Raw genomic sequence first — 6,443 nt, 5'->3', positions numbered from 1 at the left:
TTGAGTTCTCCCCAAATTTCACTGGCTATTGTTTCACTCATCTGCTGTTTCCTCCGGATTACTTACCTCTGCCTTCTGATTTCCAAAGTCTTTCATTACTGTATCAAGGCAGCCATCAGTATTGGCTTCCCAGGCCTTACGGAACTTCTTGATAATTTCACCTTCGCTTGTGGTAAACACCAAGCTGTTACCTTCACGCTTGAGCAAGCCTTTCTTTTCGATCAAGTCTGTTAGGCCACTGTACGGACTCATACCTGTTGTGTAAGGAATCTTGACCTGAACCCCTTCGAAAGGTTTAGCATAACGTGTTTTCATAACTTTGCAACCTGCGCGGATACCATTGACTTCGCTTACTTTGTTACCGTCTTCGTCTTCTTTCAACTTCATCTTTTTCATGGCAACCACAATACTACTTGCGTAGATAAAACCCTGACCGCCGGAAATCTTGTCATCAGGATCAAACATATCTTGACTTGCGTATGTGTGATTTGTACAAACTAATCCAACACCGTATGCACCAAACATGTTTACACAATTGCGCACAAGTGAAGTAAGAGCTTTGGGCTTGCGACCCATGTCGCCTTTCATGTCGCCTGCATCAAACTGATTGACGTCTGTTGGTGTTAGCAACATGCCCAGACTGTCAATAACAAACAACACCTTGGGGCGATCACCGTCTGGTAGTGCTTTGTAGTCACTCATGAATGTTGAAATTGTTTTAGCCACATCATCAATCATGGCCATACTCAACTTGAGTAACTTGCTATCGCTAGTGTCGACACCGAGTGCTTTGAGCCAATTCTCGTCAAGAGCGTTTTCACTGTCGATTAGCACAACAAAGATACCTTGCTCTTGTGCGTTTTTCACAATGTTGCCTGAGCAGATGTAACTTTTGCCTGCGCCAGAGTCTCCAGCAAATACTGTGACCTTGCCCAGTGGAATACCACGATTCCAGTCCCCGGAGATCAAGTAGTTCAAGGCAAAGTTGCCTGTTGATATCCAATCTGTAGGATCGTTAAATCCAATACTAAGGCCATCAATGCTCTTAGTGATTTCCTTGCGGAACTTGCTTACGTCAAATGGTTTTCCCATGTGTTACTCCAATTTTATAGTTACTATTTTACCACTTTGTTTGATTTTGTCAAACGAAGTTTTGTCTGCAATTTTACCAAGTTGTATATGTCCCACTGCTGATGGTGGTATGTTAGTTATATTGTAGTCACAAAGCCATTTCTCGAACCCAGTGGGTTTGAGTTTGTTCATTTCTCCAAATTTCAAAACAAAGTTAGCACCATAATGGTGCTGTATCTTTAGCCCTGCATAGTCTGGGGGTAACCCATCTTCATAACATTCATACAACGATTTCCCAAGAGTAGAATAATCTAATAATACAACATGATCATTTTTTGTTCTGCTGAATAAGTTGTAATCTTCTTCGTGTAGGCATTCTCTCAAGTGAGTGTTGAACTCAATTCTCATTTCTGGTTCAACAGTGTAAGGTCGTTTTTCCAATCTGTGACAATAACGATTTATGTGTCTTATTGCTAATTTTACTACGTCGGGTGCAACAAGCATCAATCTAGTAGGCTGATCCCAATCTGAGCCTGCCAACTTTTCAAAATGTTGATGCAATCGATTATAGAAGTCAGGATTATCATAGTCTGAAGATCGGGGCATGGAAATGAATTCACGTCGCAAAAATTTATTGACAGTATCAATAGACTGCTCTAGACGTTGCCTTGCCAAAGATTCTGGAATGAAGTTCGAAAACGTGTCTTCTTGTAATAACGTGCCACGTTCTAATTCTTGACTTAATAGTCTACACCAGCGTTTGACAAAATCATTGTCAATCAAATCAACGGTCAGTTCATACCCTGTATCAAAAACTATTTTAATCTGCATAAGAAAAAACTGCCGCATTATACGGCAGTTTATACTGATTACTTCTGTTGACGTGCGCGGATCATGGCCAAAATGTCTTCGGCCTTTTGTCCACTACCAGCAGGTTTTGCCACTGGAGCAGTTGGTGCTGGTGCGTCGTCTTCATCAAAGTCACTGACCGGAGCTGCTACTTTGAGTGCTGGCTTTGCTACCGGAGCAGGGGTTTCTGCATCTGCTGAGGCTGCTGCTGGTGTTGTCGAGCCAGCAGGTGCTTGTACACCAGCAGGACGGAAGTATTGACCCCAACGCTCAGTGTCGTATGGCTGACCATCAACTGATGCTTCAAACATCTCTTTGATAACCTTCAACTCAACATCAGAGGGCTTCTTGGGCAAGAATGTGCTCAAGTCAAATAGGCCATGTGTGTCAACTGCGGCTTGTTCTGCCTCGGTCAGGGCTGACTCTTTACGGGCCCACTTTGATCCGTTGTAGTCAGCAAAACCGCCCTTGCTACCTTTGCTGATACGGAAGTCCAGGCCACGCAAGTAGTCTGTTGGCATTTCTTCCAGTTCGGGATCCATCAAGGCTCCTTTGATGGTTGTGAAGATTTGTGGACCAATGATGAATCGGCGAATTGGATTCTCTGGTGTCTTGTCATCGTTCAAGGGGTTCTCACGCACAAAGCCTTGAAAGATATAACTGCGTTTCTTCCAGTACTTACGACCCATGTCTTCAAGGCTCTTGTCCTTGAACCATGTGCGAACTTCTGCCAGGATTGGGCAGGCTTCGTTCCACATTTCCACGCAGGGTACCTGTACCATAACTTGCTTGGAGTCCATCTCTCCTTTGACGCCGTTGAAGGGCAAACGAATCATTGCTCGTTCTTGCCAGAAGAATGTGTTTTTTGTGTTACCGTCTGGGAGGAAGCGTAATGTGGCAGAACTGCCTTCTTCCATGTTCCAATGTGGGTAAATCGAATTGTCCCCACCGGTGGATTGTCCACCTTGTTTTGATTCTGCCGCTTGTAAACGTGCGCGAATATCTGCTAATGATGCCATATTGTGTTGCCTTTCTTGTGCGTTAATATGATTTTAAAATTTAAGTCTTGCTTAAATGCTGCCTACAAGGTTATTTTAACACAGCCTGTCTGTGTTTCCTACCAGTACGGTAGAGAATTTTGCCTAACTAGTTGTTTACGGAAGTGTGCGCTACTACGCACACTTCTTTTGCATGTTTATTTATGTTATTTGATCAAAGCCAGGGATTTTATTCTTGCCAGCACAGCATCACCTTCGCCGATGACAGGGGCCATACCGCCTGCCACTGTGCCCATTTCATACATGCCGCCGCATTCGGCTAGGCCGTGTTCCGGGCAGTATTCGCCTTCCATTGTGCTGTTGCAAGATCCTTCATGGACCGCAGGGGCGTCAAATCCGCTCATGACTTTAAATGTGTTGAGCACGTCGGCTTCGGGCATGATCATGCCGCTGTTGCTTTCCGTAACGCCAAGTTCATTTGCCAGGCGGTCGTTGATCCAGTTGTAAGGATCGCCAGTACGTGCTTTCATTGTGCCATAAGGCATTTCACCATTGTCACTGTAGTAGTCATACAAGGCATGATACAGGTCATCATCAAGGTCGCCGTTGGCTTCAAAGTTTTTGACTTCGTGTTTGAAACGACCCAGAATGTGTTGTAATGTTTCGCCAGATTCGTCAAGGATGGCCTCAGCAAGTCCTGCTGATCTGCGCATGGCGTTGAGTGATTCTCTTACCTGGGCGTCTGGAGCAGGATTAGGTGCTACTGATGCCGCCACAGGTGCTATTGCGCCTGTTTGTGGTTCAGCAGGATTACCCGGTGCCGAGGGTTCAGGCATCTCGATCCCCAGTTCGGCCATGCGTTGCATAACTTCCGTGTCATTGAAAGCATTGGCTCTGGGATCTTGATCTGCAAGAGCATGTAGTCTATCAAACAAGATGTCATCGCCTACCAAGTCATACAGTTGTTCTGTGGCATTGGTTGCATCAGGACCCACAATCAGTTCTTTGGTCATGAGTGTTTTGAGTTTATCCAGTTGCTCAGGAGTTTCTGGCAGGGTCCATGTGCCTTCTGCTAGATTGTTGATCCAGTTTTCAAAAATATCTGCTTCTTTCATATCTTGTCCTCTTTGCTGAATCTTGGCCAGCAGTGGTAATGCCGCTTCGATACGGCTGTCTATACTCTGTTCGATAAACAGAGTCTTGATGTTGTCAACAACACCTTCTTGTTCGTTAATGGTGGCTGGATGCCACGATTCGAAATACTTTGCGTAGCCGCGGCCCGTGGCCATGTGCTTGAGATTTTCACGTAAGGTTTGATAGTACTGTTGTGCTTCTGTTACCAACTCTTGTGTAACGCCTTCTAGGATGCGATTTGCTGACGCACGATTGAAACGGCTCAACACAGCAATTTCGTTTACTGTTTCTGAGATATGGCATCCACGAATGTCGTAGGGCTTGCCGCCTTGGCGCACATGTTCCAACATGGCTCTGGCACCTGACAGACTCTTGAAGCCCAGCTTGAACTTTTCACCTTCGGCAGTTTCGATAAACATCCGATCAATGTGGCGATAACGTGCATCACCTTCGCCTAGTGGCTGACTATGTACAATTTGCAGTCTTGCTTGAGTAGGCTCACCTGCGTAACTGACTTTCCGAGTACCGTAGTAGCCTTCGAACAGGCCCTCTTGTATGGCTGCCATGCCTTGCATGGTGTGTTTGAGTTGGCTGATGTCTTGTATGCTGTGTGTGTAACGGTTAGATCGGGCTTTCTGATTTAGGTGCTGCAAGAAGTCAAAAAACTCTGACTTGTCGTCACCCTCCATTGTACGTCCTAGATTGTCCCCGTACATGATCTTCATTTCGTTATCACTGTCTAACACAATAACCATTGTGCCGTAGTTCTTGCCTGCACCAGAAATGTAATCAAATGTAAATGTTTTGGCATCTTCTGCATTGGAAGGCTTGCCCATTCGGTCCAGCATTTCAGGATGAAAATTGCGTGTGGCCAGCAAATCCAGCAGTTGTTGTGATATAGTGTTTGTTGTTGCCATGGTAGTATATTTAGCGCATCATTGCAATGAATGGAAATGGCTCAATTATGTTGTCTGTATGGTCTTTCAGATATGCATTTAGGTCTGCATGATAGGTTTGTAGCAACATCAGCATGCGTGTGGCAAGTAGTCCAGCCATCACAAGATCGTCTGTTTCCCCGGGTTTGGCCGCATAACTAGAGCCTGCTGCCACAAAAGTTTTTAATTCAGATATTAAAGGTTTTGAATATACTTTCATACGCCCAGACTCCACTAACACTTTAAACTTGTTGCAGGCCACAATCTTGCTCTTGTTGGTAGTGGTAAATCCCTTGCGGATTCTGCGTCCGTTTGAACTTTGTACTGAATTGTCGCTGAGGAAATAGCCCGGGATATTTTCTTCTCCGTATTCTGCAATGGAGATCAATGCGGCTTCGCCCAGGGTATTGTTTTCCACTGAGTAGTAGATCTTCTTTTCATCTTTGACCACTGAGTGTATTTCTTTAATAATGTCTGCTAGAATTCGGATCTGTGTGGGCACATCAGTTTTGTTGTGGCGCCATTCGGCCACTTGCTCTGTGGTCTCTGCTTCGAACACTTGTATGGCTGCAGGATCACCACCTGTGCCTAAACTAGGATCCAAGGCCACAATATACATTTTGTCTCGGTCAATGGGGCGATACCAACGTACTTGTCCAGTCTTGTGTGTGGGTTCCGAACCTTCCAGTTCCAGTAGTTTGATAGGGGAGATCAACGTTTCGTCATTGATTACAAAGTCACAGTCCATCTCTCGACGGAAACGTTCGTCGCCCAGTTGACTACGCTGTTCATCTGCCCACTTGTCGTCACGATCTGGGTGCTCGCGCCAAAATGCACGAAATGCTCGAAAGCCGTTAATGCCCAGGCCGTCTGGTCGTGGGTTGCCAAACTCATCTTCAACTTTGTTGGCACCTTTCCAGATGTAAGCAAACTGATCTTCGTCTGAGTTAGGTGTACTTGTAATAATTGCTTTACCACCTGTTGACAGTGTGGGTGTGATTGAAGTCCAGAACTCTTTGGCAATTGTGGGTCTCACGAATGCAAACTCGTCTAGATACAACAAGGTAATACTCATACCACGACCGGTATTTTCAGTTGTTGTTTGACTTACAATACGACTACCGTTATCAAATTCCAAACTTCCTTTGTTGTAGCTGGTAGCGCCTGCTCTAATATGGTTAGGGCACAGTTCGTAAGCATAGCGAATACGTTGCATGATCTCTTGTGCGCCCAGATACTTGTGTGCGGCAATAAGAATAGTAGCATCGGGAATAAACATTGCATACCACAACAGGTATCCTGCGGCTGATGTTGACTTGCCTGTCTGTCGAGGCATTAATGAGATTGAGAAACGATTGTTATGATAGTTTGCAATCAGTCTCTTTTGATATTCAAAAGCATGATACAACATCTTGCCACGAACAGGATGTTGAATATGGAAAAAGTTGTCCATGAA

5 protein-coding genes are annotated in these 6,443 nt (G+C 45.1%); all 5 read right to left on the bottom strand.

What is annotated here, in order from left to right; all coding sequences use genetic code 11:
• Nucleotides 1-33 precede the first annotated feature (33 nt).
• Nucleotides 34-1,092: a P-loop NTPase family protein gene (locus ABW391_RS02190; protein WP_353480179.1), complete on the bottom strand. Its 1,059-nt coding sequence runs from the start codon at nucleotides 1,090-1,092 to the stop codon at nucleotides 34-36.
• Nucleotides 1,093-1,095: 3 nt separating this feature from the next.
• Nucleotides 1,096-1,920 (bottom strand): hypothetical protein, encoded by an 825-nt coding sequence (locus ABW391_RS02185; protein ID WP_353480178.1) that lies wholly within the window; start codon nucleotides 1,918-1,920, stop codon nucleotides 1,096-1,098.
• Between the two features lie 20 nt (nucleotides 1,921-1,940).
• Nucleotides 1,941-2,939: a hypothetical protein gene (locus ABW391_RS02180; RefSeq protein WP_353480177.1), complete on the bottom strand. Its 999-nt coding sequence runs from the start codon at nucleotides 2,937-2,939 to the stop codon at nucleotides 1,941-1,943.
• A 185-nt stretch (nucleotides 2,940-3,124) separates the two neighbouring features.
• The gene (locus ABW391_RS02175) at nucleotides 3,125-4,969 is read right to left on the bottom strand and encodes a hypothetical protein (RefSeq protein ID WP_353480176.1); all 1,845 of its coding nucleotides are present in this window, start codon (nucleotides 4,967-4,969) and stop codon (nucleotides 3,125-3,127) included.
• A 10-nt stretch (nucleotides 4,970-4,979) separates the two neighbouring features.
• Nucleotides 4,980-6,323, bottom strand: a complete 1,344-nt coding sequence (locus ABW391_RS02170; RefSeq protein ID WP_353480175.1) for a terminase large subunit domain-containing protein — start codon at nucleotides 6,321-6,323, stop codon at nucleotides 4,980-4,982.
• Nucleotides 6,324-6,443 lie beyond the last annotated feature (120 nt).

The sequence above is a fragment of the Haliscomenobacter sp. genome (assembly GCF_040403615.1).
GTDB lineage: Bacteria > Bacteroidota > Bacteroidia > Chitinophagales > Saprospiraceae > Haliscomenobacter.
Note: the sequence above shows the minus strand (reverse complement) of the source record. Positions and strands in the feature narration are given on the sequence as shown.